Here is a 25,828-nt window from a genome sequence, read left to right as displayed (position 1 = left end):
GCATGGCCGCAGCATCCAGGCCCTCGCTGTCCGCAGGGGACCTCGCGCACATCGACGGGCAGCTGGCCGCCACCGACCGGCTGCTGGAGCGCAACTACCCGGGCGACGACGGCTCCCGCCAGCCCGTGCATACGGTCTACGTGCCCGCGGACCGGTTCACGCCGTCGTTCGCTGCGGACTGGGGCGCCCAGGCGCTGGCTGTGGCCAACGCCCACGGCGGCCTGGAAACACTGGGCCGGCTCCTGGGCCAGGAAGGCAGCCTCGCCGAAGCAGTCGCCGGGCGCGTGGAAGCGAAGCTCACCAGCGAACCTATCGAGGACCTGCGCCTCGATTTTGAGGACGGCTTCGGGGACCGGGGCGACGACGCCGAGGACGCCGCCGCGGTTGCCGCGGCGTCCGCGGTGGCCGCCGCCGTCTCGGCCGGGTCCGCTCCGCCGTTCATCGGCATCCGCTTCAAGTGCTTCGAGGCGGCCACCCGTGCGCGGGGGCTGCGCACCCTGGACTTGTTTGTCTCCGGCCTCGCCGCCGCCGGCGAACTGCCGGAGGGCCTGGTCCTGACCCTGCCCAAGGTCACCACCGTGGCCCAGGTCCAGGCAATGGACTACGCGGTGTCGCGGCTGGAGGAAGTCCACTCGCTGCCCGCCGGACGGCTCCGTTTCGAGGTCCAGGTGGAGACGCCACAGCTGATCCTCGGCCCCGACGGCACCTCCCCGGTGGCGCAGCTGCCGCATGCCGTGCCGGGCCGGATCAGCGGGCTGCACTACGGCACCTACGACTACTCGGCGTCGCTGCAGATCTCTGCCGAGTACCAGTCCATGGAGCACCCGGTGGCCGACTTCGCCAAGGAGGTCATGCAGCTGGCCGTCGCCGGCACCGGCATCAGGCTCTCCGACGGGTCCACCAACATCATCCCGGTGGGCGACAACGTGGAGAACGCCTGGCAGCTGCACGGGCGCCTGGTCCGCCGGTCGCTGGAACGCGGCTACTACCAGGGCTGGGACCTGCATCCGGCCCAGCTGCCCAGCCGGTTTGCCGCCACCTATGCGTTCTACCGCGAGGGCCTGCCGGCCGCCGCCGCCCGCCTGCGGAACTATGTGGAGCGGACCGAAGGCGGCGTCATGGACGAGCCCGCCACAGCCCGGGCCCTGGCCGCCTTCGTGCTCCGCGGCGTCCAGTGCGGCGCAGTCGGTGCGGATGAAGTCCAGGCGCTTGCCGGCGTCGGGATTCCGCAGCTCACCGCGCTGGCGCACCCGCGGCTCGCCACCACGTCAAACTCCTAAGAAAAGGACCTTCGTTCATGGGCAAGTACTACTACCCGCAAGGCGGCCTGCCGCCGCAGACCCACCTCACCACCGAGCGCGCCATCGTCACCGAGGCTTACACGGTCATCCCCAAGGGCGTGCTGACGGACATCGTCACGTCCAACCTGCCCGGCTTCTCGAAGACCCGCTCCTGGATCATTGCCCGCCCCATCTCCGGTTTCGCCACCACGTTCTCGCAGCTGATCGTCGAAATCGCTCCCGGCGGCGGGGCGCCGAAGGCGGAGTTCGAGGAAGGCGTTGAGGGCGTCGTCTTCGTCACCAAGGGCACGGTCAACCTGACCCTCGACGGCGAGCTGCACCAGCTGGAGGAGGGCGGCTACGCCTACCTGGCGGCCGGCGCGCAGTGGGGGCTGGAGAACATCTCCGACGACATCGTGTCCTTCCACTGGATCCGCAAGGCCTACGAGCGCCTGGAAGGCTATGAGGCCAAGTCCTTCGTCACCAACGAAAAGGACGTGGCGCCCACGTCCATGCCGGACACCAACGACGTCTGGAAGACCACCCGCTTCACGGACTCCAGCGACCTCGCCCATGACATGCAGGTCAACATCGTGACCTTCCAGCCGGGCGGCGTGATCCCGTTCCCGGAAACCCATGTCATGGAGCACGGCCTGTACGTCCTGGAGGGCAAGGCCATGTACCTGCTGAACAACGACTGGGTGGAGGTGGAGGCCGGCGACTTCATGTGGCTGCGTGCCTTCTGCCCGCAGGCCTGCTACGCCGGCGGCCCGGGTGAGTTCCGCTACCTGCTCTACAAGGACATGAACCGCCAGGTGAAGCTCACCTAGGAGTTTTGCGGCCTGTCCGGACAGGAGCAGGGGCGGTTACGGATTTCCGTAGCCGCCCCTGCTTGTGTGTACAGACACCCGGGCATCAGGCGCCGGGGTTGAGGACCACCTTGATGCAGCCGTCTTCCTTCTTCTGGAACTTTTCGTACAGGGCGGGCGCACCCTCCAGGCCGGAGCGGTGGGTGACCAGGTCCATGACGCCCAGCGGATCGGCGTCGTCCTCCACCAGCGGGATGAGCTGGTCCGTCCAGTTGCGGACATTGCACTGGCCCATGCGCAGCTGGAGCTGCTTGTCGAACATGGTCATCAGTGGCATGGGGCTGGCTTCGCCGCCGTAGACGCCGCTCAGCGACAGGGTGCCGCCGCGGCGGACCGCGTCGGTTGCGGTATGCAGCACGGCCAGCTTGTCCACGCCGGCAGTCTCCATCGCTTTCTGTGCGAGCTTGTCCGGCAGGAGGCCAAGGGCCTGGTGGGCGAAGCCGGCCACCGGGGAACCGTGCGCCTCCATACCGACGGCGTCCACGATGCCGTTCGGGCCCCTGCCGTCTGTTATCTCCCGCAGTTCGTCGGCGACGCCTTTGCTGTAGTCAAGAGTTTCCACGCCGTGGCGGGCGGCCATTTCACGCCGCTCCGGGACCGGGTCCACACCAATGACCCGGTAACCGCGGTGGATCCCGATCCGGGTGGCGAACTGGCCTACGGGCCCCAGCCCGAAAACCGTCAAGGTGCCACCGGGCTGGACATTGGCGTACTCCACGCCCTGCCACGCCGTGGGCAGGATATCGGAAAGGAACAGGTAGCGTTCATCCGGTAGCTCGCTGCCCACCTTGATGGGGCCATAATCCGCGTGCGGGACGCGAAGGAATTCCGCCTGCCCGCCGGGTACGGATCCATACAGCTCGGAGAAACCGAACAGTGCCGCGCCGGAACCCTTCTCCTTCACCTGTGTGGTTTCGCACTGCGACTGCAGGCCCTGGCTGCACATGAAGCAGGAACCGCAGGAGATGTTGAAGGGAATCACCACGCGGTCGCCCTTGCGGAGGTTGGTGACGCCGCTTCCCACTTCTTCCACGATGCCCATCGGCTCGTGGCCGATGACGTCGCCCTTGTGCATGTATGGCCCCAGGACTTCGTAGAGGTGCAGGTCCGAGCCGCAGATGGCTGTGGAGGTGATCCGGACGATCGCATCCGTCGGTTCCTGGATGACGGGATCGGGTACTTCTTCAACGCTTACCGACCGTTTTCCTTGCCACGTCAGTGCTTTCACAGTCTCCCTTTCACTCTGTCCTGCCGCCGGGCTCTCTCCGGGGGCGTGCGAAGGGCGCCTGCAGGCACCCTTTCTTCGACGCTATCTGTTTTAGGGGAAAAAAGTAAGCATGCTGATGAAAACCTTGTGACCGCCGTCGACTGCTCCTAGCGTAGGAAGGGCAGGCAAAAGACAACGGGAAAGAGGAATGCCATGTCGCTGTACCAGCCGGAACCAGTCGAGATCTCCACCCGCATGCGTCCGGGTGAATGGACGGAAGAAAGCCTGGCTGAGCTGGTCAGCACCTACCGCGCGCGGATCGCGGAAATGGGCGCGCCCGCAGCAGAGGTGGCCACTGACATCGAGCGGAATGACGACGGCTCGGTGAAGGTGGTGGTGTCGTGGACGAAGCCCGCCATCGCCGGCAACGAGGATTCGGTGCCCGGCGGCCAGCCGTTATGACCGCCGCCAGGCGTGGGTGCCGTCAAGCGGGGTGCTGTCAGGCGTTCGGCTGGAGCGCGAGCAGCCGGCCAATGGCACTTGAGCCCAGGTTTTCCAGCAGGTCGCGCGGTCCCTGGTAGACCTCCACCGCGCCGGCGTCACGCAGCTGGCCGGCGTGGATTCCACCGCAGGTCACGCCGATGGAAGGGATCCCCAGCGCCGCCGCCGCCTTCATGTCCCATACCGCGTCCCCGACGTAGACAACGTTTGCGGCATCGAGGCCGGTGGCCGCCAGGGCCGCCTCCAGGATGTCCGGCGCAGGCTTGCTTTCCTCCGCATCATTCGCGCTGGTGGCGGCATCGATGAAGGGGTCGGCGTCGAGGACGGACCGCATCACCTGGAGGTCGCGGTCCCTCGCCGAGGATGCCAGGGCCACGGCCAGCCCGCCTGCATGGCACCGGCCTAACAGTTCCTTGGCCCCGTCGAGGGCGCGGAGGGAGGGCCAGTGCGAGGCATACAGCGCGCCGTGGCTGGCCATGATGTCCTCATCCTCGCCGCGGTCGCGGCCGGATGGCAGGAGATTGTCCACCAGCCGGGCGCCGCCCATGCCAACGAGTTGGTGAATGGCCGCCATGGGCACGTCGTGGCCGTACTGGCGGAACGCCCCCCACCAGGCGACGGTGTGGATGTAGGACGAGTCGATCAGCGTCCCGTCAACGTCAAAGAGGACCCCCCGGCGCGGGCCGCCGGGGGGTGGAGTGGAATCCGGCATCAGCTCACCGCTGCCCGTCGTGCCTCCGGCGCTTTCTTCCGCCGGGCCGCCTCCTCCTTGGGGGAGTTGACGGGCCGCACGCGGTCGCGGATGACCGATCCGGCGCCGTCCAGGCTCTTGTCCCGGATCAGGCCGGTGCCGGCAATTTCCCGGGCCATCGCGACGCCCGCCACAGCAGCCCTCTTGGTGGGAAAGGTTACCGAGATGGCCATCAGGTTCCCGCTTCCGTCCATCATCCTGATCCGGTACCCGCCGTCGGGGGCATCAACGAGCTCAAAATATCCGGCCATAACTATCACTCCTCCATCAATCACGGCGCTGTGCTTGGGAGCACTCCATGAGGTATTAGTAAGTATACTTATCTATCCTGCGAAGGAGAAGTTCCAGCCCCGGTCCGCGCCGCCTCAGCGCGAATCCACCCCTTCAGGCGGAATGGGGCTGTCACTGCGCCGAACCGTATCCTGATGCAGCTCCAGGGCGCTAGTCACAAGGGCAAAATGGCTGAACGCCTGCGGCGTGTTGCCCAGCTGACGCTTGGCTTTCACCGCCCATTCCTCGCTTAGCAGCCCGACGTCGTTGCGCAGTTCCAGCAGCCGCTCAAAGAGTTCGCGGGATTCCTCATGGCGGCCCGCCCCCAGAAGCGCCTCCACCAGCCAGAACGAGCACGCCAGGAAGACGCCCTCGTCGCCCGGCAGGCCGTCGTCGCTCTGCTCCGGCCGGTACCGCAGCACAAACCCGTCCTGGGTCAGCTCCCGCTGGATTGCTTCGATGGTTCCCACCACCTTGGGATCATCGGGCGGCAGGAACCCCACCCTGGGAATCAACAGCAGGCTGGCGTCCAGCTCCGGACGGCCGTAGGACTGGACAAACGTATTGCGCTCCGCGTCGAAGCCGTTGGCCATGATGTCCTTGCGGATCTGGTCCCGCAGCAGCTCCCAGCGCTCCACGGGGCCCGGCAGGCCGGACTCGCGCACACCCTTCACCATCCGGTCCGCAGCCACCCACGCCATGACCTTGGAGTGGGTGAAATGCCGGCGCGGCCCACGCATCTCCCAGAGCCCGTTGTCCGGCTGGTCCCAGATGGTTTCAAGGTGCTCCATCAGCGCAATCTGCACGTCCCAGGCCTCGTCCGTATGCGTCAGCAGCGAGTTCCGGGTCAGCGCCAGGCAGTCAAGGACCTCACCCCATACATCCAGCTGGAACTGCTCAGCCGCCGCATTCCCGATCCGCACCGGTACCGAGTTCTCGTAACCCTTCAGCCACGGCAACTCCATTTCCGGCAGCCGCCGCTCGCCATGGATCCCGTACATGATCTGCAGGTCGGCGGGGTCGCCGGCCACGGCCCGGAGCAGCCAGTCCCGCCAGGCCGCGGCCTCCGCGGTGTAGCCGGCCGCCAGCAGCGCCTGCAGCGTCATGGCGGCGTCCCGCAGCCAGCAGTAGCGGTAGTCCCAGTTACGCTGGCCGCCCGGCTGCTCCGGCAGCGACGTTGTGACGGCCGCGACGATCCCGCCGGTTGGGCCATACGTCAGCGCCTTGAGCGTTATCAGGGAACGGACCACGGCCTCCCGGTACTTGCCCTTGACGGTGCATTGCGAGGACCAGCCCCGCCAGAATGCAAAGGTGCTGTCAAGGACTACTTCCGCGTCCACGGATACCGGGCGTCCCACATGGCTGGGCGCCCAGGTCAGCACGAAAGGTACCTTTTCGCCTGCGTTCACGGTGAAGTCGCTGACGGTGTGCATGTTCTCGCCATGCAGGGGTGCCGGAGTGACCAGGTAGACGGCATCCGGACCGGCGATCGCGTGCAGCCCGCGCTTGTCCTTGCGCACCCACGGAATGATGTGCCCGTAGTCGAACCTCAGGACCAGTTCGCCGTGCATCCTGACGCTGCCGCTGATGCCTTCCACAATCCGGACGATGTCAGCGACGGAATCACGCGGCGGCATGAAATCGGTGATGCGCACGGTTCCGTCCGGCGTCTCCCACTCCGTATCCAGGATGAGGGTGCCCTCGCGGTAGCTCCGGCGGGTGCATTCGCCCCCTCTTTCCGGAGCCAGCAGCCAGCGCCCCGAGTCCGGCGTGTCCAACAGCGAATTGAAGCAGGCAGGGGAATCGAACCTCGGGAGGCAGAGCCAGTCGATCGAGCCTTCCCTGCTGACCAGGGCTCCGGTTTGAAGGTCGCCAACAACCGCATAATCTTCGATTCGCGCCATGACATTACCCTGCCACACCCGGGCCCGAACGGAAGGGGAAGCCCGGTGTAGCCTGAGGCAAATGGGAATCCACATCGGCACCTCCGGCTGGAGCTACGACCACTGGGAGAACGTCCTGTACCCGCCCGGGCTGCCCGTGCGGGACCGGCTCCAGTGCTACGTCGCCGAATTCAGCACGGTGGAACTGAACGCCAGCTTCTACCGCTGGCCCAGGGATACCACCTTCGCCGGATGGAACAGGCGCCTGCCGACCGGGTTCGCCATGTCCGTCAAAGCTCCCAGGGGACTCACGCACGCGCGGAAACTGTATTCACCGGAAGTCTGGGTGGAGCGGATTGCCCGCTGCTGGCACGAACTGGGGGACAAACGTGCCGTGCTCCTGGTCCAGCTGCCGCCCCAATTGGAGCGCGACGACGCCAGGATGGACTACTTCCTCGCTGCGGTTCCGCCGTGGATCAGGGTTGCCGTGGAGTTCAGGCACCCCAGCTGGGACTGCCCTGAGGTGTTTGCCCTGCTGGAGCGGCACCAGGCCGCCTACTGCATCATGAGCGGCGCCAACCTGCCCTGCATCCTGCGGACCACCGCCCCCTTCGCATATGTCCGGCTGCACGGACCCGACCACCAGCACCTCTACGGCGGCTCCTACTCGGACGCCGACCTCCACTGGTGGGCCGACCGGATCCGTGAGTGGGACGGCGCGGGCATCGATGTCTACGCGTACTTCAACAACGACGGCGGCGGGAACGCCGTGTGGAACGCCCGGACCCTGCGCGCGATCCTCGGCAACGGCTGATGCCCGCTGCCGCCCTGTGGCAGAGTGGTGGCATGGACTCGGCCCCGCAGAACCCCGACCAGGACACGGCACGCCCACCCCGGCGGAACACGAAGGGCCGCACCGCCCTGTCCGGAAGCCAGTTCTTCCGGCTGGCACACCGGTTGTCGGACGCGGTCAACGACGTCCGGATCCAGCTCGCCAAGCGGTGGAAGTTCGTGCCGCAGACCATCGCGTACCAGGGTTATGGCTCCACCACCCGGGTGCGCGTCCTGGGCAGGGTACTGCTGACACAGAAGCCGCCGCCCGGAAGCAAGGCCGAGCACGCGGCCAGGAACGGCAACCAGAACATCCGCGGCTGGCGGGCGTTCACGGGGGTGCCGTTGCAGTTTTCCGACGTCGAAATCACCATCGGTGATGTGGTCACCCACGTCACGGCGGACCGGGGCGGGCTGATCGACACCGAGGTGGACGTGCAGCTGTCCCCCGGCTGGCACACTGCCGTGCTGCGGGCCGAGGGAACCGAGCCGGCGGAGGCACTGATCCAGGTGATCGCTCCGGGCGTGCAGTTCGGCATCGTCTCGGACATCGACGACACCGTCATGGTGACCGCCCTGCCCCGGCCCTTCCTGGCCCTGTGGAACACCTTCGTGCTCAGCGAACGGGCGCGCATGGCCACTCCGGGGATGGCCGTGCTGCTGGACCGGCTGACCATCGAGCACCCTGAAGCCCCGGTCATTTACCTGTCCACCGGCCCCTGGAACGCGGCCCCCACCCTGGCACGGTTCCTGACCCGCAACATGTACCCCAAGGGCGCGCTGCTGCTCACGGACTGGGGACTCACCCAGGACCGCTGGTTCCGCAGCGGCCAGGACCACAAGCACCGCAACCTGGAGCGGCTGGCCCAGGAATTCCCGGACATGCGGTGGCTCCTGATCGGCGACAACGGACAGCATGACGAGGCCATCTACTCCGCCTTTGCCGCCGAAAACCCGGACAAGGTTGCAGCAATCGCCATCCGGCAGCTGTCCGTCAGCGAATCCGTGTTCGCCGGCGGCCACTCCGAGGACGGCGACCACACCACCTCCCGCGTGCCGTGGATCTACTCGCCCGACGGCGCCGGCATCGCCAAGCAGCTGGCCATGCTGGACCTGCTCCGGGGCTGAACGGCTCCCGGCTGCGCAGCCTTACTGCGCGTTGGCACCCAGGGGTGCGCCGTCGTCGGGCAATTCACTGTCCAACAGCTCCGGAACCGCTGCCTGCGCGATGGCCGCCCCGGCCGCGGCAGCCAGGTCGCGTTCCTCGATGAGCTCCTGGAACCAGAAGTAGGACGCCTTGGGTGTGCGGTCGAGCGTTTCGAAGTCCACGTGCAGGAGGCCGAACGGCTGGTTGTAGCCGGCGGACCACTCGAAGTTGTCCAGGAAGGACCACACGTAGTAGCCGCGCAGGTCCACGGATTCGGCCACCCCACCGGGCGCCGTGGCCCGGAGCGCGGTTTCAAGGTGGTCTGAAATGTACTTCAGCCGCCGCTCGTCCGGGATGAACCTGGTGTTGGTGGACTTGTCCCGGACAATGATGTCCTCGAAGCTGGCTCCGCCCTCGGTGATGATCACGGGCGGCAGGTTGGGGTACCGCTCGGCCATCTCCTTCAGGGCCACGGCCATGTACTCCGGCTTGACCGGCCAGCCGTATGCGGTGACGTCCGCTTCCGGCCACGTCTCCACGTGGAAGGGCGTAGCGCCGTTTCCGGCCGCGCTGAGGTCGCTGCCCATGGCCTCGGCCATGCTGGCCGGCACGGCGCCGTTGCCCGGCCCAACGGCCACCTTGGTGGGCATGTAGTAGTTGAGCCCGTAGAAATCGAGGGGCTGGGAAATGATCTCCATGTCCTCTTCGGGATGTTCGAAGGAGCTGAAGAACTTGGCCGCGCGGATGAGGTCCGGGTACTTGCCCGTCAGGACAGGGTCCGCGTAGAGCCGGTTCTGCCCCAGGTCCATAAGTCCCGCGCTGATCTTGTCCAGCGGGTTGATGGAGTTGGGCACCATGGGTGAGTAGACGTTGGTCATGCCGATTTCGCCGGGCACCCGCGCCGCGCGAAGGGCCTGGACGGCGAGCCCGTGGCCCAGCAGCTGGTGGTGGACCGTGGGGAAGGCACCCAGGGCCAGCTCCTTGCCTGGGGAGTGCAGCCCCAGGGAGTAGCCGTTGGCGCTCACCGTTGCCGGCTCGTTGATGGTGACCCACCGGGCCACCCTGTCACCGAAGGCATCGGCCACGAGCGCCGCGTACTCCCCCAGCCGGTAGGCGGTGTCCCGGTTCATCCAGCCGCCGGCCTCATCCAGTTCCAGGGGCGTATCCCAATGGTAGATGGTGGCCATGGGCGAGATTCCGTTGGCCAGGAGCTCGTCCAGGAGCCGGTCATAGAACGCCATGCCTGCGCGGTTGGCCGGGCCGGTGCCGCCCGGCTGGATGCGCGGCCAGGAGAAGGAGAACCGGTAGGAGTCAACGCCGAGCTGCTTCAGGAGGGCCACGTCCTGCGGCATCCGGTGGTAGTGGTCCGTGGCCACCACCGGGCTGTGGTCCTCAACGATGGCACCGGGCCGGGCAGCGAACCTGTCCCAGCCCGCCGGTCCCCGTCCATCCTCGTCCAGCGCCCCTTCGATCTGGAATGCTGCGGTTGCGACGCCAAGCGTGAACCCCGGGGGGATGAGCGCTGCGAGGTCCTTGGCGGTGATGTGCATTGGGGTCCAGCCTTTGGTCACGGTAGTTAGGGTACGTCCCAGAATGTCACAGCGGAGGTCGGCTGACGAGCAGCAACTCCGCTCCCTGCGCCGGCAACTACTGGGTGCCGAACAGGAACTCCTTGGCGTGCGCCACTGCCTTGCGGAAGGCATCATTCCGGAGCGTCACCAGGTGTTCCGTGTCGTCGTCGGACGGCTCCAGGTAGCCGGTGTACCCGGGCCGCAGGACCCAGATGTCCCCGCCCGGCGGGAGGTAGAACACGCCGAAGGAACGCTGCTGCCTCTCATCGGCGGTCCATACCGGAACCACCGCCAGCGCGGCACCCGTGGTGGGGTTGATCCACTGTGCCCGCGGCAGAGGCTGTTCGTGCGCCTCCGGGTCCAGGAAGGGCGCGGTTCCCTCGCCCCACCGCTGCTCAAAGCGTTCGAAGAATGCAGGAATGAGGTGTGAATCGTAGCGCCGCCAGTCGCCCATGCAGTTTTCCGCCTCCTTGGATCAATGGCCCAGGGCCTGGATCAGGACCAGGGCCCGCTTTCCCACCGCACCGGGGTGACGCGGATGGGAGGTCCGGACTGCCCGCCACGGCTGCGGACTTTCCGGACCGGAATGATGGTGGGCGCAGCTGCCGCCAGCTTCCTGTCGTAGTCGGCGCGGCGCCCGGGGTCACGCAGCACGTTAAACGCCTGCATGATCCGGAGAAGTTCCTCCCCCTGTGCAGTGTTGCCCTTCTCCGCCGTCGTATCCCCCATGGTCTCCATGCCTTCGTAAGCCCGCCCGCCGTCCATATCCGGATGGTGGGTGCGCATGAGGGCGCGGTAGGCATGCGAGATTTCCTGGCGGCCGGCGTCCCGGCCTACGCCCAGGATGGCGTAGTAGTCGGGGAGATCAGTCATCCTGCCTCCTGTTTCGCCGGCGCCCCGCCCGGAGGGTCAGGGGCGCCGGCACGAAAGCATGGTCCTAGCTGCCGATCTGGTGCTTCTCGCCCTGCTGGGTCTGGATCTCGATCTTGCGCGGCTTGGCCTGCTCGGCAACCGGAATCCGCAGGGTCAGGACACCCTGGTCATAGCTGGCCTTGATGTGCCCAGTGTCCAGGGTGTCACCCAGGATCAACTGGCGGCTGAACACGCCCCGGGGACGCTCAGAGGCCACGAGCTCCACGTTGGGCTGCGTGGGGTCCTTGCGCTCCGCCCGGACGGTCAGGACGTTCCGCTCAACGTTCAGGTCCAGGGAATCCACGTTCACACCGGGAAGGTCGAACGCCACCACGAATTCCCCGTCTTCCTGCCACGCGTCCATGGGCATGGCTGCCGGGCGGGCGGAGGTTCCAAAGACCTGCTGCGTGAGCCGGTCCAGCTCACGGAACGGGTCCGTACGCATCAACATCATTTCCCACTCCTTTAGCTTCCAGGTGCTGGATCTGCAGCTACCCACCACCTCCTTTAATCTATGGTGGTGGATATAGATTTTTTATAGCACTCGTGCAAAACTGAAGCAAGGTACCAGCGGAAGCGATTTTTGGGAGAAAGAATGGCGGATCCTGAAGCAGGTCGGGCTGGCCGCTCCCCCGGTTCACGGGCCCTGTACGCCATCTCGGTGGCGGCGGAGCTCACGGGAACCGGACAGCAGAACATCAGGCTGTACGAAACCAAGGGACTGTTGACGCCCTCGCGGACGGCGGGCGGCACGCGGCAGTACAGCGACGACGATATTGCCGTACTGCTGCGGATCGGCGAACTCCTGCAGGAGGGGTTGAACCTGGCGGGCGTTGCGAAGGTACTGGAGCTGGAGGCAGCCAACGTGAAGCTGCACCGGGCACTCAAGCGGGCAAAATCGCGGCCGCAATAAGAGGGGGCCGGGAAGTGCCCAGGAAGCGGGATCCGGTTCCCGGACTGCTCCCGGTAAGTTCCTACTCTCCGGTGGATTCGGCCCTTGACAGCTCTCCGGTGATCGGTTCCCCCGGAATCCTGGCCGTCCGCCACGTGTCAAGCGCGATGACCCCGGAGAGGATGAGCAGCGAGAGCGCGAACGACGCCAACGCATCCGTGGGCCAGTGGTAGCCAAGGTACAACCGGCTGGCGATAGCGAGGATGATGCCGATCCCGGCCCCGAGGAAGCCGAACACCGCGGCACGCGGGTTCCGGCGCCGGGAGAAAATCAGGTAGGCGCCCACCAGCAGGAAGTCGCAGGCCCCCAGGACGTGCCCGGACGGGAACGAGAAGGTCTGGTCCGCGCCGAACAGCATCTGGTCCACGGGGGGCCGGGAGCGCTGGACGATGTGGAGGATGATCTGCGAGATGATCACTCCGGTCAGCATCGCGGAGGCGAGCAGGATGGGGCGCCAGGCGTGCTTGGCTGCGAATCCCCAGACAAGGATCACCACCAGCACGATGATGGGCAGCGCGATGGGGCCGAAGATCACCGCCAGGAAGATCATGATGGCAGTGACGGCCGCTGAACGGGTGGTCAGCAGCCAGTCATGCACGGGAGTGTCGGCAACGGAAAGGCCGTCGGCCTGCACCACGCTGACCAGGGTGGCAATGAAGAGTGCCAGCCCCACGACGGCCAGGATGATCGACGCGCGGTACAGGCCCCGCCGGTCGGCAGGGTCCACGTAGCGTTCCTCCACCACGAACTTCTCGTGGAAGGCGTGCCACCTTCCCGCTTTCCGTTCAGAGACTGCGGAACCTGCTGATTTCTGTGCCAATGTGCTGCCCGTCCCTACGCCGCGGAAGATGCGTGCCGTGATGAATGCCTAGGGTGAAGATTATCCCGGCCACGGCCCATTCACTCCATCAGGCGGCTAGAAAGAGCCGGTGGTGAACTGCCAGCTCCGGCTGGCGAGGGGGTTGCCGGCCAGGTCCCGGATGCCGCTGGTCCCGCCCGTGAGGGTCACGGTGTACCGCGTCTTGGCGGCGAGGGTCTCCTGGGGGTCAAGGATCCACTGGTTGGTGGTGCCGTTGCGGTAGGCCGTTGCTGCCACCACGGCGCCGGTGGCCGGGTTCTTCAGGGTGAACGTGGTGGTGTTAACGCCCTGGACCGCCTCGCTGAAGGTGGCGCTGATGCTGCTGCTCCTGCGGACCAGGAGGGCGTTGCTGCCCGGCGAGTAGCTGGTGACGGTGGGCGCGGGGCCAGTTGTGAACGTCCAGCTGGTGGACGCCAGCGGGGTGCCTGCGGCATCGCGGATGGCCGAGGCTCCTCCTGTCAGGGTTGCGGTGTAGCTGGCATCGGGGGCAAGGCTTGCTGCCGGGTCAAGGGTGGCGGCCAGGGTGGTGGCGTTGTACGTGACGGTGGCCGCGATGCTGTTGCCGGCTGCATTCCTGAGCACGAACGTCCCGGCGCTCACGCCCTGAACAGCGGTGCTGAAGGTGGCCGTGACGTTCGTTCCAGCTGCCACGGCGGTGGCCTTGGCGGCCGGTGAAACAGACGTGACAGCGGGTGCAGGGGCAGGCGCAGGTGCAGGTGCCGTTGCGCCGGTGTACAGCAGGCGGTTCGGGGTTCCCGCGGAGGCGCCGGCGATGACGCCGGACGTGGCATTGGCTATTAGCGCCGCTGCTACGTCGGCCGGTGCCAGGGCAGGGTTCTGCGACAGCAGGACGGCGGCTGCTCCGGCGGTGTGCGGCGCGGCCATGGAGGTTCCGGACATGGATGCGGTGGCGGTGGTGGAGGTGTAGTAGTCGGAGGTGATGCCGACGCCGGGCGCATACAGGTCCACGCAGGACCCGAAGTTGGAGAACGAGGCCTGCTTGTCGGCGGAGTCGCTGGCTGCCACCGTGACAGCCCCGGGGACGCGGGCGGGCGAAGCGGTGCAGGCATCCACGGCGGAGTTTCCTGCGGCAACCACTGTGGTGACGCCGTCGCCAAGAACTGCCTGGATGGCGGCGTCCACGGTGCTGCTGGCCGCTCCGCCCAGGCTGAGGTTTGCCACGGCGGGGGTTCCGGCCGCATGGTTGGCGGCGATCCAGTCCAGGCCGGCCACCACGTCCGAGTTGTAGCCGGACCCGCTGCAGTCGAGCACCCTCACGGGCACCAGCGTGGCGCTCTTGGCGACGCCATACGTGGCTCCGGCCACGGTTCCGGCCACGTGGGTGCCGTGGCCGTTGCAGTCGGTGGTGCCGTTGCCGTCCGCCACCGCTGTCCAGCCTGCCGCGACCCGGCCACCGAAGTCGGTGTGCGATGCCAGGATGCCGGTGTCCACCACGTAGGCGGTCACCCCGGCGCCCGCCGCGGTCCACGAGTACGAACCGGAGAGCGGAAGGGTCCGCTGGTCTGCGCGGTCCAGGCCCCAGGGGGCGGGCTGCTCGGTCCCGGAAACCTTGACGGGGGCGTCGGGCTCCACGGACAGCACCTTCCCGGACCTGGCAAGGGCTGCCGCCTGCGCGGGGTTGGCCGTGACGACGGCGCCGCGGACTGCATGCTCGAAGGTACGGCCGACGGCGAGGCCCTGGCCGCGCAGCCCGGACACCTCGGCTGCGAGGTCGGCAGTGGCGGCGTACTGCACGATGTAACGGCCGGTTGCGGCGGCGGGGGCAGGAGCAGCAGCCGCCGGCAGGGACACGGTGGAAAGGCCGACGGCGGAGAGCAGCGCCGTGAGGGCCGGCAGCACGAAGAATCGGGTACGAATTTTGGGGTCCTTGTGGTGGCGGGGCAAGGGGGGATACCAAAAGGATAGGAGCCGGAAGCACACGGCTTCCGGCTCCTTGGATGATCCTTCGCGAACCCTCGGCGATTCCTGCGGACCGGTGGTTATCGCTGGCTTTCCACCGTGTTGGAGCCGGCCGCCACGTGGTTACGCCAACTGTGCTCGGGTTCGAAACCGAGCAGGCGCCGCGCCTTGTCGATGGACAGCATCGTTTCGTGCTCTCCCAGGTCCTTGGTGACCTTGACGCCGGGAAAGACCTCTTCCGCCAGGCTGGCGCTTGACCGGCTCATCACCGTGTCAGCGTTGGCGATGATGAAGGCTTCGAACCCTGGTTTGGCGTTCTCCAGCGCACGTACCACGGCCTGCGCGCCGTCCCTGCCGTCGATATAGCCCCACAGGTTCCACTTCCGCAGCGTCGCGTCGGCGTCGAAGGAGGGGAATTTGGCGTAGTCGGCCTCGTCCATGACGTTGGAGAACCGCAGGCCGGTGATGCTCAGTTCGGGGTCCCACCGCGTCATCTCCACAGCCATCTGCTCCTCCAGCGTCTTCACCAGCGAGTAGGTGCTTTCCGGCCGCGGCGGGTACTCCTCATCCACCGGGATGTAGGGCGGGTCGATGTCGAACGGCAGCCCCAGGACCGTCTCGCTGGAGGCGTACACCACCTTCTTGATGCCGGCGCGCCGCGCCGCCTGGAAGACGTTGTAGGTGGACAGCATGTTGTTTTCGAAGGTGGCTGCGTCCGGAAGGATGCCCGGGGCGGGAATGGCACCCAGGTGCACCACGGCGTCGAACCCGTCATGCCGGTCATCTACGCCCAGCAGCGCGTCCACCACCTGGCCGTAGTTGCGCAGGTCGACCACCAGCAGTTCCGGGCTGCGGGCACCCGCACGGTCCAGGGTGAGGACCTGGTGGCCGTCGCCTGTCAGCCGGCGCACCACGTGCCGCCCCAGTTTTCCGCTTCCGCCTGTAACGGCAATTCTCATCACTGTTTCCTTTTGCTCGAGTGCGTTCACCGTGCGGTGTTTTCGGTCAGGACGGGGGTTGCGGGGCTGCAAGGAACTTTTCGACGGCGGCGATTGCCAGTGCAGTGATCCCGCCCGGGTCCCCGCTGCCGTTGACGGACACAAGAATGCCCCGGCCCGCGTACACCGAGACTACTTCATGCGTCTGGCGGTGGTAGAGGTCCAGCCGGCGCCTGAAGACGTCGATGGTGTCATCCGTGCGCCCCTGCTCCAGGGCGCGGCGGTGCATCCGCTGCTCCAGTTCCTCGTCGGGCGCCTGCAGTTCGATCACGGCGTCCAGCGCATGCCCCTGTGCCTCAAGCATGCGGTCGAGCTCCAGTACCTGTTGAGCTGTCCGCGGATAGCCGTCCAGCAGGAACCCGTGCATCGCGTCGCTTTCGAGGAGACGGTTCTTGACCAGCGCGTTGGTGAGGTGGTCCGGTACGAAATGGCCGTCATCCAGGTACCGGGCGGCCTGGTTCCCCAGGTCGGTCTGTTGGCTGACGTTGCTCCGGAAAATATCCCCGGTGGAAACGGCAGGGACCCGGAAGTGCCGCGCGAGGTGTTCGGCCTGGGTTCCCTTGCCGGACCCTGGTGGTCCAATGATGAGCAGCCTGGTCATGTTCCTGTCCCTCCGCCGCTGAGCAGCCCTTGGTCCCGCGGCCAGCCCGCAGCAGCACCGGCGCCTGCTTCATTGTGCCGGTATGCCCGGCCCCGCGCCAGCCTTTTGCCCGCTCCGGGGCAGCCATATATGACGCTTTGGGCGGCACGGGGATGTATATACTTTTGGTTATCGGTTTAGCAGCAGGCCGTTGGAAAGTTCGTCGATCCAGCGACCATCACCGGCTCCCCGCCCAGTTGCGGGGCGTTGGCGTGTTGCCGGCTCGTTTTGACCTGAGCGAATGGCACCAGAAAATCGTGGCCAGCGAGTCAACAGCAAAAACCGATACATCCATCACTGAGCACCTGCATGAACTTGTCCTCAACAGCTCCGACGTTGAGGACTTCCTTAATGAACTGGCACAGGTCTCCGCACGCAATCTCTCCGAGCCCGGCGACGAAATGCTGTGCGCCATCACCCTCCTCCGGCAACGCAAGGCCGCCACGGTCGCCAGCAGCAGCCCGGATGCAAAGTCCATCGGACGGCTTGAACACAGGTACAGCGACACCCCGGGCCTCACGGCTTCCACGGCCCAGGAGATCGTGCACGCTCCGGACCTCACCGCGGATGGCCGCTGGCCTGAGTACGCCGCCGCCGCGACTGCCGAGGGGATCCGCTCCGTGGCGGCGGTTCCGTTCCGGCTTGAGGGGGAAACCAAGGCATCGCTGCTGCTGTACTCCCGCCGCCCGCACCGGTTCGAGGGCCGCGTGCTGAAGTTTGCCGAGGATTTCGTCAGCCAGACCTCGCTGGCGCTCCGCCTTGCGGTGCGGTTCGCGCACTACAGCGAAACGGCCGCGAACCTTCGGGCCACCCTTGAGTCCCGCACGGTCATTGACATGGCTGTCGGCATCATCATGGCCCAGAACCGGTGCAGCCAGCAGGAAGCCTTCGAGATCCTGAAGACCGCTTCCAGCACCCGGAACACCAAGTTGCATGATGTGGCCGCGGCGGTCGTCAACGCCCTGGGCCAGGGCCCGGCGCGCACGCATTACGACGGCTAGCGGCCATCTTTTGCTTCGGTCATGCCGGCAGCGTTCCCGCAGGTAGACTGGTGCCAACTTTTCGCCGGGGGGCTTGATGGAACAGCAGCGTGTTTGCCTTGTCGTGGAGGATGACGACGATATCCGCGGACTGATCGAAGTGGTCCTGTCGCGCGCGGGCTTTGAGGTCAGGATGGTGGGCACGGGGGCCGAGGCCATTGCCGCCGCGGCTGATCCCGCCATCGCCCTGGTGACCCTGGACGTTGGGCTGCCGGATATGGACGGGTACGTGGTGGCCCGCGCCATCCGCGCCCTTACCAGCGCGCCCCTGCTGTTCCTCACGGCCCGTTCCGAGCAGGACGATGTGCTGGCCGGCATGGCATCGGGGGCCGCGGGGTACCTCACCAAGCCTTTCCGTCCGCAGGAGCTCCGGGATCTCGCCGTACAACTGGTGACACCGCCGCCGGTTTCCCAGGAGCCGCACATAACGGGCAAACCCGCCTGCTAAGTTCGCCTCCTGGACATGAGGCATGACACCTCAGCGGACCGCGGTGGTGAGCAAACGGCGACGGCGGCATACCGTCGTCGCCGTTTGTCCGTTTGACCCCCTACTGCGAAAGGAAGGCCAGCAGCGCTTCGTTGACCTCCGCGGCGTGCGTCCAGAGCAGGCCGTGCGGTGCACCCTCGATCTCCACGTACTCGGCACTCGGCAGGGCCTTGGCGAACAGCCGGCCGGTGGAATCGATGGGCAGGATGTTGTCAGCGGTGCCGTGCAGGATCAGCGCCGGAACATCGATCTTGGGGATGTCCTGGCGGAAATCCGTAAGCCAGGTGGGCTGCGCTGCGACAGAAGCATGCGCTCCGGCGCCGGCAGCCAGGTTCCAGCTGGCGTTGACGGCTTCCTGGCTGAGCCGCTGGGTGCCCAGGAAGGTGTCGGAGTTGTAGAAGTTCTTGAAGAATTCGGTGAAGAAGGCGTAGCGGTCGGCGGTGACCGCTTCCTTGAGGCCGTCGAACACGTCCTGCGGTACGCCGTCGGGGTTGTCATCGGTCTTGAGCAGGAAGGGCTCCAGGGACCCGAGGAACGCCGCGCGGGCCACGCGGGCCGAGCCGTACGTACCGAGGTAGCGGCCCACCTCTCCCGTGCCCATGGAGAAGCCCACCAGCACCACGTTGTTCAGGTCCAGGGTGTTGAGCAGGGTGTTGAGGTCCGCTGCGAAGGTGTCGTAGTCGTAGCCCTCGGTGGGCTTGCTGGATTTTCCGAAGCCTCGGCGGTCATAGGTGATGACACGGTACCCGGCATCCAGGAGGGCGGCGGTCTGCTTTTCCCAGGATGATCCGTCCAGCGGGTAGCCATGGATCAGCACGACGGGCTGGCCGGAGCCGTGGTCCTCGTAGTAGAGCTCGATGTCAGTGCTGTTCTCGGTACCTACGGTAATGAAAGCCATGGAGGCAAGTTCCTTTCGAGACTGATCTGATCGGAGCGGTCCGGCGGAGCGCCGGGCCCTGCACCTCCTACTCTAGGGGGCGGCCCCCGCTCCAGCAGCCTCGATTCGTCGCGCCGTTCGGTGCCCGCGGCGGCCTGGATGCGCTGCTGTGAAGTAGTGTGACACTATATGCGCATGAATGCAGATAGTAATGCTTGCTCACTGAAGGCGGACAGCCAGTACGTGGAATTGGCCGTGGAGGTCTTTGCCATGCTGGCGGACGCCACCAGGGTGCGGATCATTTTGGCCCTCCGTGACGGCGAGATGGCGGTGGGTGCCCTGGCGGACGTGGTGGGCAAGTCCCCCGCCGCCGTGTCCCAGCACCTGGCCAAGATGCGGCTGGCAAGAATGGTTTCCACGCGGCAGGACGGGACCCGGGTGCTCTACCGGCTGGAAAATGAACACGCGCGGCAGTTGGTGGCGGACGCCATCTTCCAGGCCGAGCATGCACTCGGCGGCGAACCTGCCCACCACCGCGCTCCCCACAAGCAGGTCCCCCACGACCAGGGCTTCGTCCACACCGGACAGGGGAACGCGTCGTGACCGGCCCGCACCGCGGGTCAACGCACGGCCACGGCCACCCGCACGGGACGGACCACGGCGACCACGACCACGACCACGACCACGACCACGACCACGGGCATCATCACCACACCGGCTTCAAGGGCTGGCTGTTCGAGCTCTTCGTTCCGCACACACATGACGCCGCTGATTCCATTGACGATGCCATGGAGGCCAGCACCGAGGGCATCAGGGCGCTGAAGATCAGCATGTTCGTCCTGCTGGCCACGACGGCGCTGCAGTTCCTGGTGGTCCTGTTCAGCAGTTCGGTGGCCCTGCTCGCGGACACCATCCACAACTTCTCGGACGCCCTGACCGCGGTGCCCCTGTGGGTGGCCTTCATCCTGGGACGCAGGGCCGCCACCCGCCGCTACACGTATGGCTACGGCAGGGCTGAGGACCTGGCCGGACTGTTCATCGTGGCCGTGGTGGCCCTCTCCGCAGTGGTGGCCGGCTGGCAGTCCGTGGACCGGCTGATCCATCCCCAGCCGCTGCAAAACCTCGGCTGGGTCATCGCCGCCGGCCTGATCGGCTTCGCCGGGAATGAGGCCGTGGCAATCTACCGCATCCGGGTTGGCCGGAGGATCGGTTCCGCGGCGCTCGTGGCGGACGGTGTGCATGCCAGGACGGATGGCTTCACTTCGCTCGCGGTGGTCATCGGAGCGGTGGGGGTCATGCTGGGTTTCCCGCTGGCTGATCCGATCGTCGGGCTGATCATCTCCGCTGCCATCATGGTCCTGCTGTGGGGAACGGTCCGCAGCATTGGGCGCCGGCTCATGGATGGCATCGAGCCGGACCTGGTGTCGCGTGCCGAAGCCGCGCTGGCGGCGACGCCGGGCGTCCTGGCAGTCCGGCACCTGCAGCTGCGGTGGTCCGGGCACCGGTTGCAGGGCTCGGCACGGATTGACCTGGCGGACATGGCATTGTCCCGGGCGGAAGCGGTCCTTGAAAGCGCCGAACACCGACTGCGTCATGCACTGCCCAAGCTGGACCACGTGCTCCTGGTTCCAGGCACCCGGCACTAAAGGCCGCCAACGCAGAAGTGACCCGGCCGGGCAGCGCCGGCCGGGTCACTTCCCGGGCTTTGCTTTGAGGCTTCTAGGCCCGCGCAGCCTTGCCGGGCAGGGCCAGCTTGAAGACCTTGGCCCAGGACGAACCCACCTGCTTCAGCAGCGGGCCGGTGGTGTACTTCAGGCCATAGCGCTGGCAGATCTCGCGGACCTTGGGCGCCACCTCGGCGTACCGGTTGGAGGGCAGGTCGGGGAAAAGGTGGTGCTCGATCTGGTGCGAGAGGTTGCCGGTCATGAGGTGCATGAACTTGGAGCCCGAGATGTTCGCCGAGCCGATCATCTGCCGCACGTACCAGTCACCGCGGGTTTCGCCGTCAACCATCTCTTCGGTGAAGGTGTCGGTTCCTTCCGGGAAGTGGCCGCAGAAGATAACCGCGTGGGCCCACACATTGCGGACGGCGTTGGCAGTGATCGTGCCGAACAGCGCCTGCTTGCCGGATCCGGTCAGCATGGCGACGGCAGGAGTGGCCGCGTAGTCCTTGGTGAACTGGGTAACGACTTTCCTGCCCAGCGCCTTGAGGTCCTTGAGCAGGGCTTCCTTGGACTTGGTGCCTTCCTTGTACTCGGTCAGCTCGAGGTCGTAGATGGCGATGCCCCACTCGAAAACCGGCGCCAGGATGGCATTGAACAGCGGGTTGGCCAGGTTGATGGGCTTCCACGGCTGGTTCTCGTCCATGCGCAGAAGGTTGTATCCGACGTCGTTGTCCTTGCCCACCACGTTGGTCCAGCGGTGGTGCAGGTCATTGTGGGTGTGCTGCCAGGACCGCGAGGGCGTGACGAAGTCCCATTCCCAGGTGGTGGAGTGGATGTCCGGGTCCCGCATCCAGTCCCACTGGCCGTGCAGGATGTTGTGGCCCAGCTCCATGTTTTCCAGGATCTTGGCCAGGCTCAGCAGGGTGGTGCCGGTAACCCAGGCGGCTTTGTTCTTGCTGACCAGGAGGGCGGCGCGGCCGGAAATCTCCAGGCCGCGCTGGATCTTGATCATCCGGCGGATGTAGGCAGCATCCTCGGCCCCGCGCTTGGCCAGGACCTCGTCCCGGATGGCGTCCAGTTCGCGGCCGAGTTCAGCTACCTGCTCGTCGCTGAGGTGCGCGGCAGCCGGCGGGCGGACGGTGGGGCTGCCGGATTCGGCGAGTTTGCCCGGGCGCGTCCGTGAGGTGCCGGCGCTGGCTCCTCCGGCGGCCGTGGTCTTTGTGGGTGAGATGACAGTCATACGGTACTGCTCCTCAGAGTTCGAGGTTGACGGGCCCGGCGGCTGCCGAGACACACGTTTGGATAAGTTGGCCTGGTTCGCCATGGATTTCCCCGGTCCGCAGGTCGCGGACCTGGCCGGCCAGGAGCGGTGTGAGGCAGCTGTGGCAGATGCCCATCCGGCAGCCGCTGGGCATCAGCACCCCGGCGTCCTCGCCGATGTCCAGGATGGGGGTGTCGCCGTCGGCCTCCACCTCCCGGTCCGAGGCTTCGAAGGTGACCAAGCCGCCGTCGTGCCCTACACCGGCGTTGAAGGTGGTGTTGAAGCGCTCGATCATGAGGTTGCCGGCGTCTCCGGCAACGGCGACGTCGGTCCCCGGCGACCGGGTGGTCAGCGCAGCGCGCTTCCAGAGGGCCTCGGCGTCGTCCAGGAAGCTGTCCGGACCGCAGGCGTAGGCAGCCCGGTCCTTCCAGTCGGGGCAGATTTCGTCCAGCTCCTTGGTGCTGGAGAAGTCCATCCGCCCCTGTTCACCGGTGTACCAGTGGGCCAGGCGGAAGTTGGGGAACTGGTCCGCGAGTTCGGCCAGCTCTTCACGGAACAGGCTGTCGCCCGGAGTGCGTGCGGAGTGGACCAGCACGACGTCGGCATCCGGACGCCGCGGCACAAGGGTACGGATCATGGACATCACCGGGGTGATGCCACTGCCCGCCGTAACCATCAGCAGGGGCCGGGGGTGCTCCGGAAGCACGAAGTCGCCCTGCGGCGGAGCCAGGAACAGGACATCGCCGGGCTTGGTGGTGCGCACCAGCGTGCCGGACACGGCGCCGACGTCCGTGACGGTGATGGCAGGATCCTTGCCTGCCGGAGCGCTGAGCGAATAGGAGCGCCAGTGCCGGACGCCGTCCAGTTCGACGCCGATGCGGGCCCACTGACCGGCAAGGTGCGCCTTCCAGCCGCGGCCGGGGCGGAAGAAGATGGTGGCCGACTGGGCCGTCTCCTGGACCACGCGGGTGACCACGCCGCGCAGTTGCCTGGCTGAGTAGACAGGGTTGAAAAGTGCCAGAATGTCTTCCGGCGCCAAAGGGGTGGTAAGCACTGAGGCCGCCTGGGCCAGCTGACGTAGCCGGATCATACGGTTAAGCCTAGAGCGGTGCGAGCCATATATCTCTCTCTCCGTCATATGACCGTTCCGCAGTCACACACTAGTTAAGGGCGCGAAGCCCCCACGCCGCAATATAAGAGTAACGGTTCGGTCTCACAAATTGTTCCCGCACCTGGTTTCCGCACCTTATTGGCGGCTCCAGCCCAGGGCCGGGGCGACGTGCCCGGCGATGTTTCCCAGCAGCTTGGCGTTGAAGTCCACGCCCAATTGGTTGGGAACGGTCAGCAGCAGGGTGTCCGCTGCCTGCACTGCCGCATCGGCTGCGAGTTGTTCCGCCAGGAGGTCCGGCGCGCCCACGTAGCTCTTGCCGAACCTGGCAGTCAGTCCGTCGATAACGCCCACCTGGTCGCGGCCGTCACGAAGGGCGCTGCCGGCGAAGTAGTAGTTGTCCTCCTCATCCACGATGGGAAGGACGCTGCGGCTGACCGAAACACGCGGGGCATGGGTATGTCCTGCTGCCGCCCACGCGTCCCTGAACAGCTGGATCTGTTCGGCCTGGAGTTCATGGAAGGGGACACCGGTGTCCTCGGTGAGCAGTGTGGAGCTCATCAGGTTCATGCCCAGTTCCGCGGCCCAGACGGCGGTCTTCCTGCTGCCGGCGCCCCACCAGATCCGTTCCGCGAGGCCCGGGGACTGGGGCTGGACGGGGAGGAGGCCGGTGGCGCCGCCGGCGTACCTGGGGTCCGCCTCAGCCATGCCGGCACCCGTGATGGCCTTGCGGAAGACGGCGGTGTGGCGCCGGGCCATGTCGGCGTCGGTCTCCCCCGGCTGCGGCCGGTAGCCGAATGCCGACGCGCCTTCCCGGGCCGGCTCGGGTGACCCGCGGCTGATGCCCAACTGCAGCCTGCCACCGCTGATCAGGTCTGCCGCTGCAGCCTCCTCCGCCATGTACAGGGGATTTTCGTAGCGCATGTCGATGACGCCGGTGCCAATTTCGATCCGGCTGGTGCGGGCTGCGATGGCTGACAGGAGCGGGAAAGGTGATGCCTGCTGCCTGGCGAAGTGGTGGACCCGGAAGAATGCCCCGTCCACGCCGAGTTCTTCAGCGGCAACCGCCAGTTCGATCCCCTGGAGCAGGGCGTCCGCCGCCGTCCTGGTGCGCGAGCCCTGGCCGGGGCCCCAGTGGCCGAATGAAAGGAATCCTATGCGCTGCATACCTTGCCCAACTGTCCGGATACCGGTGGCATTCCCGGCTGGAAAGATGGCTCCGTGGGCATACCGGAGGAAACCGTCAGTATTTTCAAGGCCATTGTGTTGTTCGTGCTGGCCGCGGCAGCGGAGATCGGCGGCGCCTGGCTGGTGTGGCAGTCCGTCCGCGAAGGCAGGGACTGGTGGTGGGCCGGACTTGGCGTGGCCGCGCTCGGCGCCTACGGCTTCGTGGCCACCCTGCAGCCGGACGCGCACTTCGGCCGGATCCTGGCGGCCTATGGCGGGGTGTTTGTGGCAGGTTCCCTGGCATGGGGCATGGTCTTTGACGGCTTCCGCCCCGACAGGTGGGATATCACAGGCTCCCTGGTTTGCCTGCTGGGTGTTGCCGTGATCATGTTTGCCCCGCGGAGCGGCGGCTAAACTGGCCCGGTGACCAACAGTGAGCAGCCGCCCGGCCCGCCCCCGCGCGGAAAAATGGCCGAACGGCTGCTCCCCGGCGGCGAGGAACCGGACCCCCGCTTCACGCTTGCCAACGAGCGCACCTTCCTCGCCTGGATCCGCACGTCGCTGGCGCTGCTGGCAGGCGGCATTGCCATTGAGGCGTTCACGTCCGGACTTTTTGTTGAGCCTGTCCGCAAAGGCCTTGCCGTCCTCCTGCTGCTGCTGGGCATGATGCTCAGCGGTGGTGCCGCGGTGCGGTGGCTTCGGGTGGAGCGGAGCATGCGCACCAGGGCCCCGCTGCCCCTGCCGTTTTTTGTGCCCCTGTTAGCCGGGGCAGGTGCGTTGGCTGCCGCCGTCGTCCTGGTCTTTATCCTCTGGCGCTGAGCCTGTGGCAGCCCATGCTCCCAGCCCCCACGGCGATCCCGGCCTCCAGCCCGAGCGGACCGCCCTGGCATGGGGCCGCACCATGCTGGCGTTGGTGACGGCGAGCGCCTTCTTCCTGCGCTGGCTACCCGTCTACGGGTTACCCATCCTGATGCTGCCGGCGATTTCCGGCGGCGCCGCCCTTGCCATCTACCTCACGCAGCGCCGCCGGTACCGGGCCAGGTCCCATGGCCTGGCAGGCGAAAGCATCGAAGCGGACCTGCCTGCCGTGCTCTGGACCGCTCTCGCCGGAGTGGTCCTTGGCGGACTTGGCATTGTTGTGGTCCTGATCAGTCCGTAGAACACAGCCGGCCCTTGGAACACAGCCGGTTCCTAGAACATCGGCAGGACGAAGCCGGCCAGGAGCGCTACCGAGCCGATCGCCGTCAGGCAGCGGCCCAGGACCGAGGCTGTCCTGCCGGCTTCCTCCGGCGCGGTGGTCTGCCACTGCGTTGGGCGCTTGGGGTGGTAGTAGATGGGGAGGGTGTCTCCCGCCGCCATGTCCCTGATGTCGTAGGGAGACATGGGGGCGTTGTGGACCTGGTGCTTCCGGTCGAACCAGCGGAACCCCACGCCGGTGGAATCGGAGTACACCACGGCCTCGGCCACGTCCCAGGGGTGCACGAAGCGGCGGAGGAAGCCGGTGTAGAAAAGCAGTCCCAGCCCGGCGGGCAGGCACAACCAGGTGAGCACTTCCAGGATGGGACCTGCCATATCGAGCGCAGTGGGCATGAAGTTGATGGTACCGCGCGGGGACTGGTGGCTTCAGCACCTG

Annotated in this window: 30 protein-coding genes; 13 read left to right on the top strand and 17 right to left on the bottom strand. The window is 66.6% G+C overall.

What is annotated here, in order from left to right:
* The first annotated feature begins 2 nt into the window (after positions 1-2).
* Both FB478_RS09300 and FB478_RS09295 read left to right on the top strand, forming a co-directional pair.
* Positions 3-1,280, top strand: coding sequence for a DUF6986 family protein (locus tag FB478_RS09300; RefSeq protein WP_144600255.1), 1,278 nt, complete (start codon positions 3-5; stop codon positions 1,278-1,280).
* A 17-nt stretch (positions 1,281-1,297) separates the two neighbouring features.
* Positions 1,298-2,110, top strand: a complete 813-nt coding sequence (locus tag FB478_RS09295) for a bifunctional allantoicase/(S)-ureidoglycine aminohydrolase (protein ID WP_018770567.1) — start codon at positions 1,298-1,300, stop codon at positions 2,108-2,110.
* A gap of 85 nt (positions 2,111-2,195) precedes the next feature.
* On the opposite strand, the gene FB478_RS09290 is transcribed toward FB478_RS09295, so the two are convergent.
* Entirely contained in the window at positions 2,196-3,377 is a 1,182-nt protein-coding gene (locus tag FB478_RS09290; protein WP_144600254.1) for a zinc-dependent alcohol dehydrogenase, read from the bottom strand.
* 192 nt (positions 3,378-3,569) lie between these two features.
* Between FB478_RS09290 and FB478_RS09285 the strand changes: the two genes are divergently transcribed.
* Positions 3,570-3,818, top strand: coding sequence for a hypothetical protein (locus tag FB478_RS09285; RefSeq protein ID WP_134165448.1), 249 nt, complete (start codon positions 3,570-3,572; stop codon positions 3,816-3,818).
* A 37-nt stretch (positions 3,819-3,855) separates the two neighbouring features.
* Here the strand turns inward: FB478_RS09285 and FB478_RS09280 are convergent, their stop codons facing one another.
* The 3 genes from FB478_RS09280 to FB478_RS09270 all read right to left on the bottom strand — a co-directional run bounded on the left by FB478_RS09280 (position 3,856) and on the right by FB478_RS09270 (position 6,800).
* Positions 3,856-4,569, bottom strand: coding sequence for an HAD family hydrolase (locus tag FB478_RS09280; protein WP_144600253.1), 714 nt, complete (start codon positions 4,567-4,569; stop codon positions 3,856-3,858).
* Entirely contained in the window at positions 4,569-4,859 is a 291-nt protein-coding gene (locus tag FB478_RS09275; RefSeq protein WP_018770571.1) for a hypothetical protein, read from the bottom strand. The genes FB478_RS09280 and FB478_RS09275 overlap by 1 nt, the downstream gene beginning before the upstream one ends.
* A gap of 114 nt (positions 4,860-4,973) precedes the next feature.
* Positions 4,974-6,800: a glycoside hydrolase family 15 protein gene (locus tag FB478_RS09270; protein WP_261377376.1), complete on the bottom strand. Its 1,827-nt coding sequence runs from the start codon at positions 6,798-6,800 to the stop codon at positions 4,974-4,976.
* A gap of 43 nt (positions 6,801-6,843) precedes the next feature.
* On the opposite strand from FB478_RS09270, the gene FB478_RS09265 reads away from it, so the two are divergent.
* Together FB478_RS09265 and FB478_RS09260 are read left to right on the top strand one after the other, a co-directional pair.
* Positions 6,844-7,575 (top strand): DUF72 domain-containing protein, encoded by a 732-nt coding sequence (locus FB478_RS09265; RefSeq protein WP_144600252.1) that lies wholly within the window; start codon positions 6,844-6,846, stop codon positions 7,573-7,575.
* A 32-nt stretch (positions 7,576-7,607) separates the two neighbouring features.
* Positions 7,608-8,720 carry an App1 family protein gene (locus tag FB478_RS09260; protein ID WP_261377375.1) on the top strand — a complete coding sequence of 371 codons (1,113 nt, stop codon included), beginning with the start codon at positions 7,608-7,610 and terminating at the stop codon, positions 8,718-8,720.
* 21 nt (positions 8,721-8,741) lie between these two features.
* Here the strand turns inward: FB478_RS09260 and FB478_RS09255 are convergent, their stop codons facing one another.
* The 4 genes from FB478_RS09255 to FB478_RS09240 all read right to left on the bottom strand — a co-directional run bounded on the left by FB478_RS09255 (position 8,742) and on the right by FB478_RS09240 (position 11,673).
* On the bottom strand, positions 8,742-10,289 hold the full coding sequence (locus FB478_RS09255; protein WP_056391432.1) for a glycoside hydrolase family 1 protein: 1,548 nt from the start codon (positions 10,287-10,289) through the stop codon (positions 8,742-8,744).
* A 97-nt stretch (positions 10,290-10,386) separates the two neighbouring features.
* Positions 10,387-10,764, bottom strand: a complete 378-nt coding sequence (locus tag FB478_RS09250; protein WP_018770576.1) for a hypothetical protein — start codon at positions 10,762-10,764, stop codon at positions 10,387-10,389.
* Positions 10,765-10,805: 41 nt separating this feature from the next.
* Positions 10,806-11,183, bottom strand: a complete 378-nt coding sequence (locus FB478_RS09245; RefSeq protein ID WP_018770577.1) for a J domain-containing protein — start codon at positions 11,181-11,183, stop codon at positions 10,806-10,808.
* 64 nt (positions 11,184-11,247) lie between these two features.
* On the bottom strand, positions 11,248-11,673 hold the full coding sequence (locus FB478_RS09240) for an Hsp20/alpha crystallin family protein (protein ID WP_144600325.1): 426 nt from the start codon (positions 11,671-11,673) through the stop codon (positions 11,248-11,250).
* A gap of 144 nt (positions 11,674-11,817) precedes the next feature.
* Here FB478_RS09240 and FB478_RS09235 point away from each other — a divergent pair, with 144 nt between their 5' ends.
* A complete protein-coding gene (locus tag FB478_RS09235) occupies positions 11,818-12,135 on the top strand; it encodes a MerR family transcriptional regulator (RefSeq protein ID WP_056391447.1) in 318 nt (105 codons plus the stop codon).
* Positions 12,136-12,196: 61 nt separating this feature from the next.
* Here FB478_RS09235 and FB478_RS09230 read toward each other — a convergent pair whose 3' ends face one another.
* The 4 genes from FB478_RS09230 to FB478_RS09215 all read right to left on the bottom strand — a co-directional run bounded on the left by FB478_RS09230 (position 12,197) and on the right by FB478_RS09215 (position 16,552).
* Positions 12,197-12,994, bottom strand: coding sequence for a phosphatase PAP2 family protein (locus FB478_RS09230; protein WP_144600251.1), 798 nt, complete (start codon positions 12,992-12,994; stop codon positions 12,197-12,199).
* Positions 12,995-13,090: 96 nt separating this feature from the next.
* Positions 13,091-14,938, bottom strand: coding sequence for a S8 family serine peptidase (locus tag FB478_RS09225; protein ID WP_261377374.1), 1,848 nt, complete (start codon positions 14,936-14,938; stop codon positions 13,091-13,093).
* A gap of 95 nt (positions 14,939-15,033) precedes the next feature.
* Entirely contained in the window at positions 15,034-15,912 is an 879-nt protein-coding gene (locus tag FB478_RS09220; protein WP_018770582.1) for an NAD(P)-dependent oxidoreductase, read from the bottom strand.
* Positions 15,913-15,958: 46 nt separating this feature from the next.
* Positions 15,959-16,552 carry an adenylate kinase gene (locus FB478_RS09215; RefSeq protein WP_056391456.1) on the bottom strand — a complete coding sequence of 198 codons (594 nt, stop codon included), beginning with the start codon at positions 16,550-16,552 and terminating at the stop codon, positions 15,959-15,961.
* Between the two features lie 296 nt (positions 16,553-16,848).
* Here FB478_RS09215 and FB478_RS09210 point away from each other — a divergent pair, with 296 nt between their 5' ends.
* Both FB478_RS09210 and FB478_RS09205 read left to right on the top strand, forming a co-directional pair.
* Positions 16,849-17,592 carry a GAF and ANTAR domain-containing protein gene (locus FB478_RS09210; protein ID WP_144600323.1) on the top strand — a complete coding sequence of 248 codons (744 nt, stop codon included), beginning with the start codon at positions 16,849-16,851 and terminating at the stop codon, positions 17,590-17,592.
* A 76-nt stretch (positions 17,593-17,668) separates the two neighbouring features.
* Positions 17,669-18,079 carry a response regulator transcription factor gene (locus FB478_RS09205; protein WP_056391459.1) on the top strand — a complete coding sequence of 137 codons (411 nt, stop codon included), beginning with the start codon at positions 17,669-17,671 and terminating at the stop codon, positions 18,077-18,079.
* Between the two features lie 100 nt (positions 18,080-18,179).
* On the opposite strand, the gene FB478_RS09200 is transcribed toward FB478_RS09205, so the two are convergent.
* Positions 18,180-19,016, bottom strand: a complete 837-nt coding sequence (locus tag FB478_RS09200) for an alpha/beta fold hydrolase (protein WP_144600250.1) — start codon at positions 19,014-19,016, stop codon at positions 18,180-18,182.
* Between the two features lie 174 nt (positions 19,017-19,190).
* On the opposite strand from FB478_RS09200, the gene FB478_RS09195 reads away from it, so the two are divergent.
* Together FB478_RS09195 and FB478_RS09190 are read left to right on the top strand one after the other, a co-directional pair.
* Complete coding sequence (locus FB478_RS09195; protein ID WP_144600249.1) at positions 19,191-19,598, top strand: metalloregulator ArsR/SmtB family transcription factor; 408 nt, start codon at positions 19,191-19,193, stop codon at positions 19,596-19,598.
* Positions 19,595-20,641 carry a cation diffusion facilitator family transporter gene (locus FB478_RS09190; RefSeq protein ID WP_144600248.1) on the top strand — a complete coding sequence of 349 codons (1,047 nt, stop codon included), beginning with the start codon at positions 19,595-19,597 and terminating at the stop codon, positions 20,639-20,641. The genes FB478_RS09195 and FB478_RS09190 overlap by 4 nt, the downstream gene beginning before the upstream one ends.
* 73 nt (positions 20,642-20,714) lie before the next feature.
* Here FB478_RS09190 and FB478_RS09185 read toward each other — a convergent pair whose 3' ends face one another.
* From FB478_RS09185 to FB478_RS09175, 3 genes are all read right to left on the bottom strand, one after another.
* A complete protein-coding gene (locus FB478_RS09185; RefSeq protein ID WP_144600247.1) occupies positions 20,715-21,899 on the bottom strand; it encodes an acyl-CoA desaturase in 1,185 nt (394 codons plus the stop codon).
* Positions 21,900-21,912: 13 nt separating this feature from the next.
* Positions 21,913-23,010 carry a ferredoxin reductase gene (locus FB478_RS09180; RefSeq protein WP_018770591.1) on the bottom strand — a complete coding sequence of 366 codons (1,098 nt, stop codon included), beginning with the start codon at positions 23,008-23,010 and terminating at the stop codon, positions 21,913-21,915.
* Between the two features lie 156 nt (positions 23,011-23,166).
* Positions 23,167-24,195 carry an LLM class flavin-dependent oxidoreductase gene (locus FB478_RS09175; protein ID WP_056391473.1) on the bottom strand — a complete coding sequence of 343 codons (1,029 nt, stop codon included), beginning with the start codon at positions 24,193-24,195 and terminating at the stop codon, positions 23,167-23,169.
* 54 nt (positions 24,196-24,249) lie between these two features.
* Here FB478_RS09175 and FB478_RS09170 point away from each other — a divergent pair, with 54 nt between their 5' ends.
* From FB478_RS09170 to FB478_RS09160, 3 genes are read left to right on the top strand one after another with little or no spacing between them, the layout of a single operon-like run.
* Positions 24,250-24,609 (top strand): YnfA family protein, encoded by a 360-nt coding sequence (locus FB478_RS09170; protein WP_056392051.1) that lies wholly within the window; start codon positions 24,250-24,252, stop codon positions 24,607-24,609.
* A gap of 9 nt (positions 24,610-24,618) precedes the next feature.
* Entirely contained in the window at positions 24,619-25,014 is a 396-nt protein-coding gene (locus tag FB478_RS09165) for a YidH family protein (protein WP_018770594.1), read from the top strand.
* Between the two features lie 4 nt (positions 25,015-25,018).
* Complete coding sequence (locus FB478_RS09160) at positions 25,019-25,354, top strand: DUF202 domain-containing protein (RefSeq protein ID WP_144600246.1); 336 nt, start codon at positions 25,019-25,021, stop codon at positions 25,352-25,354.
* Positions 25,355-25,386: 32 nt separating this feature from the next.
* On the opposite strand, the gene FB478_RS09155 is transcribed toward FB478_RS09160, so the two are convergent.
* Entirely contained in the window at positions 25,387-25,785 is a 399-nt protein-coding gene (locus FB478_RS09155; RefSeq protein WP_018770596.1) for a hypothetical protein, read from the bottom strand.
* Positions 25,786-25,828: the final 43 nt, after the last annotated feature.

Origin of the sequence: Arthrobacter sp. AG367, assembly GCF_007828995.1 — a bacterium.
Classification (GTDB): Bacteria; Actinomycetota; Actinomycetes; order Actinomycetales; family Micrococcaceae; genus Arthrobacter.
This window is presented reverse-complemented; position numbering and strand designations above follow the sequence as displayed.

Bases quoted from the DNA above. Each gene is read 5' to 3' on its own strand.
- FB478_RS09195 (WP_144600249.1), top strand. From the start codon at position 19,191: ATGAATGCAGATAGTAATGCTTGCTCACTGAAGGCGGACAGCCAGTAC.
- FB478_RS09205 (WP_056391459.1), top strand. From the start codon at position 17,669: ATGGAACAGCAGCGTGTTTGCCTTGTCGTGGAGGATGACGACGATATC.
- FB478_RS09215 (WP_056391456.1), bottom strand. From the start codon at position 16,552: ATGACCAGGCTGCTCATCATTGGACCACCAGGGTCCGGCAAGGGAACC.
- FB478_RS09265 (WP_144600252.1), top strand. From the start codon at position 6,844: ATGGGAATCCACATCGGCACCTCCGGCTGGAGCTACGACCACTGGGAG.
- FB478_RS09280 (WP_144600253.1), bottom strand. From the start codon at position 4,569: ATGCCGGATTCCACTCCACCCCCCGGCGGCCCGCGCCGGGGGGTCCTC.
- FB478_RS09260 (WP_261377375.1), top strand. From the start codon at position 7,608: ATGGACTCGGCCCCGCAGAACCCCGACCAGGACACGGCACGCCCACCC.
- FB478_RS09180 (WP_018770591.1), bottom strand. From the start codon at position 23,010: ATGATCCGGCTACGTCAGCTGGCCCAGGCGGCCTCAGTGCTTACCACC.
- FB478_RS09220 (WP_018770582.1), bottom strand. From the start codon at position 15,912: ATGAGAATTGCCGTTACAGGCGGAAGCGGAAAACTGGGGCGGCACGTG.
- FB478_RS09245 (WP_018770577.1), bottom strand. From the start codon at position 11,183: ATGACTGATCTCCCCGACTACTACGCCATCCTGGGCGTAGGCCGGGAC.
- FB478_RS09275 (WP_018770571.1), bottom strand. From the start codon at position 4,859: ATGGCCGGATATTTTGAGCTCGTTGATGCCCCCGACGGCGGGTACCGG.
- FB478_RS09235 (WP_056391447.1), top strand. From the start codon at position 11,818: ATGGCGGATCCTGAAGCAGGTCGGGCTGGCCGCTCCCCCGGTTCACGG.
- FB478_RS09285 (WP_134165448.1), top strand. From the start codon at position 3,570: ATGTCGCTGTACCAGCCGGAACCAGTCGAGATCTCCACCCGCATGCGT.
- FB478_RS09300 (WP_144600255.1), top strand. From the start codon at position 3: ATGGCCGCAGCATCCAGGCCCTCGCTGTCCGCAGGGGACCTCGCGCAC.
- FB478_RS09185 (WP_144600247.1), bottom strand. From the start codon at position 21,899: ATGACTGTCATCTCACCCACAAAGACCACGGCCGCCGGAGGAGCCAGC.
- FB478_RS09240 (WP_144600325.1), bottom strand. From the start codon at position 11,673: ATGTTGATGCGTACGGACCCGTTCCGTGAGCTGGACCGGCTCACGCAG.
- FB478_RS09295 (WP_018770567.1), top strand. From the start codon at position 1,298: ATGGGCAAGTACTACTACCCGCAAGGCGGCCTGCCGCCGCAGACCCAC.
- FB478_RS09200 (WP_144600250.1), bottom strand. From the start codon at position 19,016: ATGGCTTTCATTACCGTAGGTACCGAGAACAGCACTGACATCGAGCTC.
- FB478_RS09250 (WP_018770576.1), bottom strand. From the start codon at position 10,764: ATGGGCGACTGGCGGCGCTACGATTCACACCTCATTCCTGCATTCTTC.
- FB478_RS09155 (WP_018770596.1), bottom strand. From the start codon at position 25,785: ATGCCCACTGCGCTCGATATGGCAGGTCCCATCCTGGAAGTGCTCACC.
- FB478_RS09255 (WP_056391432.1), bottom strand. From the start codon at position 10,289: ATGCACATCACCGCCAAGGACCTCGCAGCGCTCATCCCCCCGGGGTTC.
- FB478_RS09175 (WP_056391473.1), bottom strand. From the start codon at position 24,195: ATGCAGCGCATAGGATTCCTTTCATTCGGCCACTGGGGCCCCGGCCAG.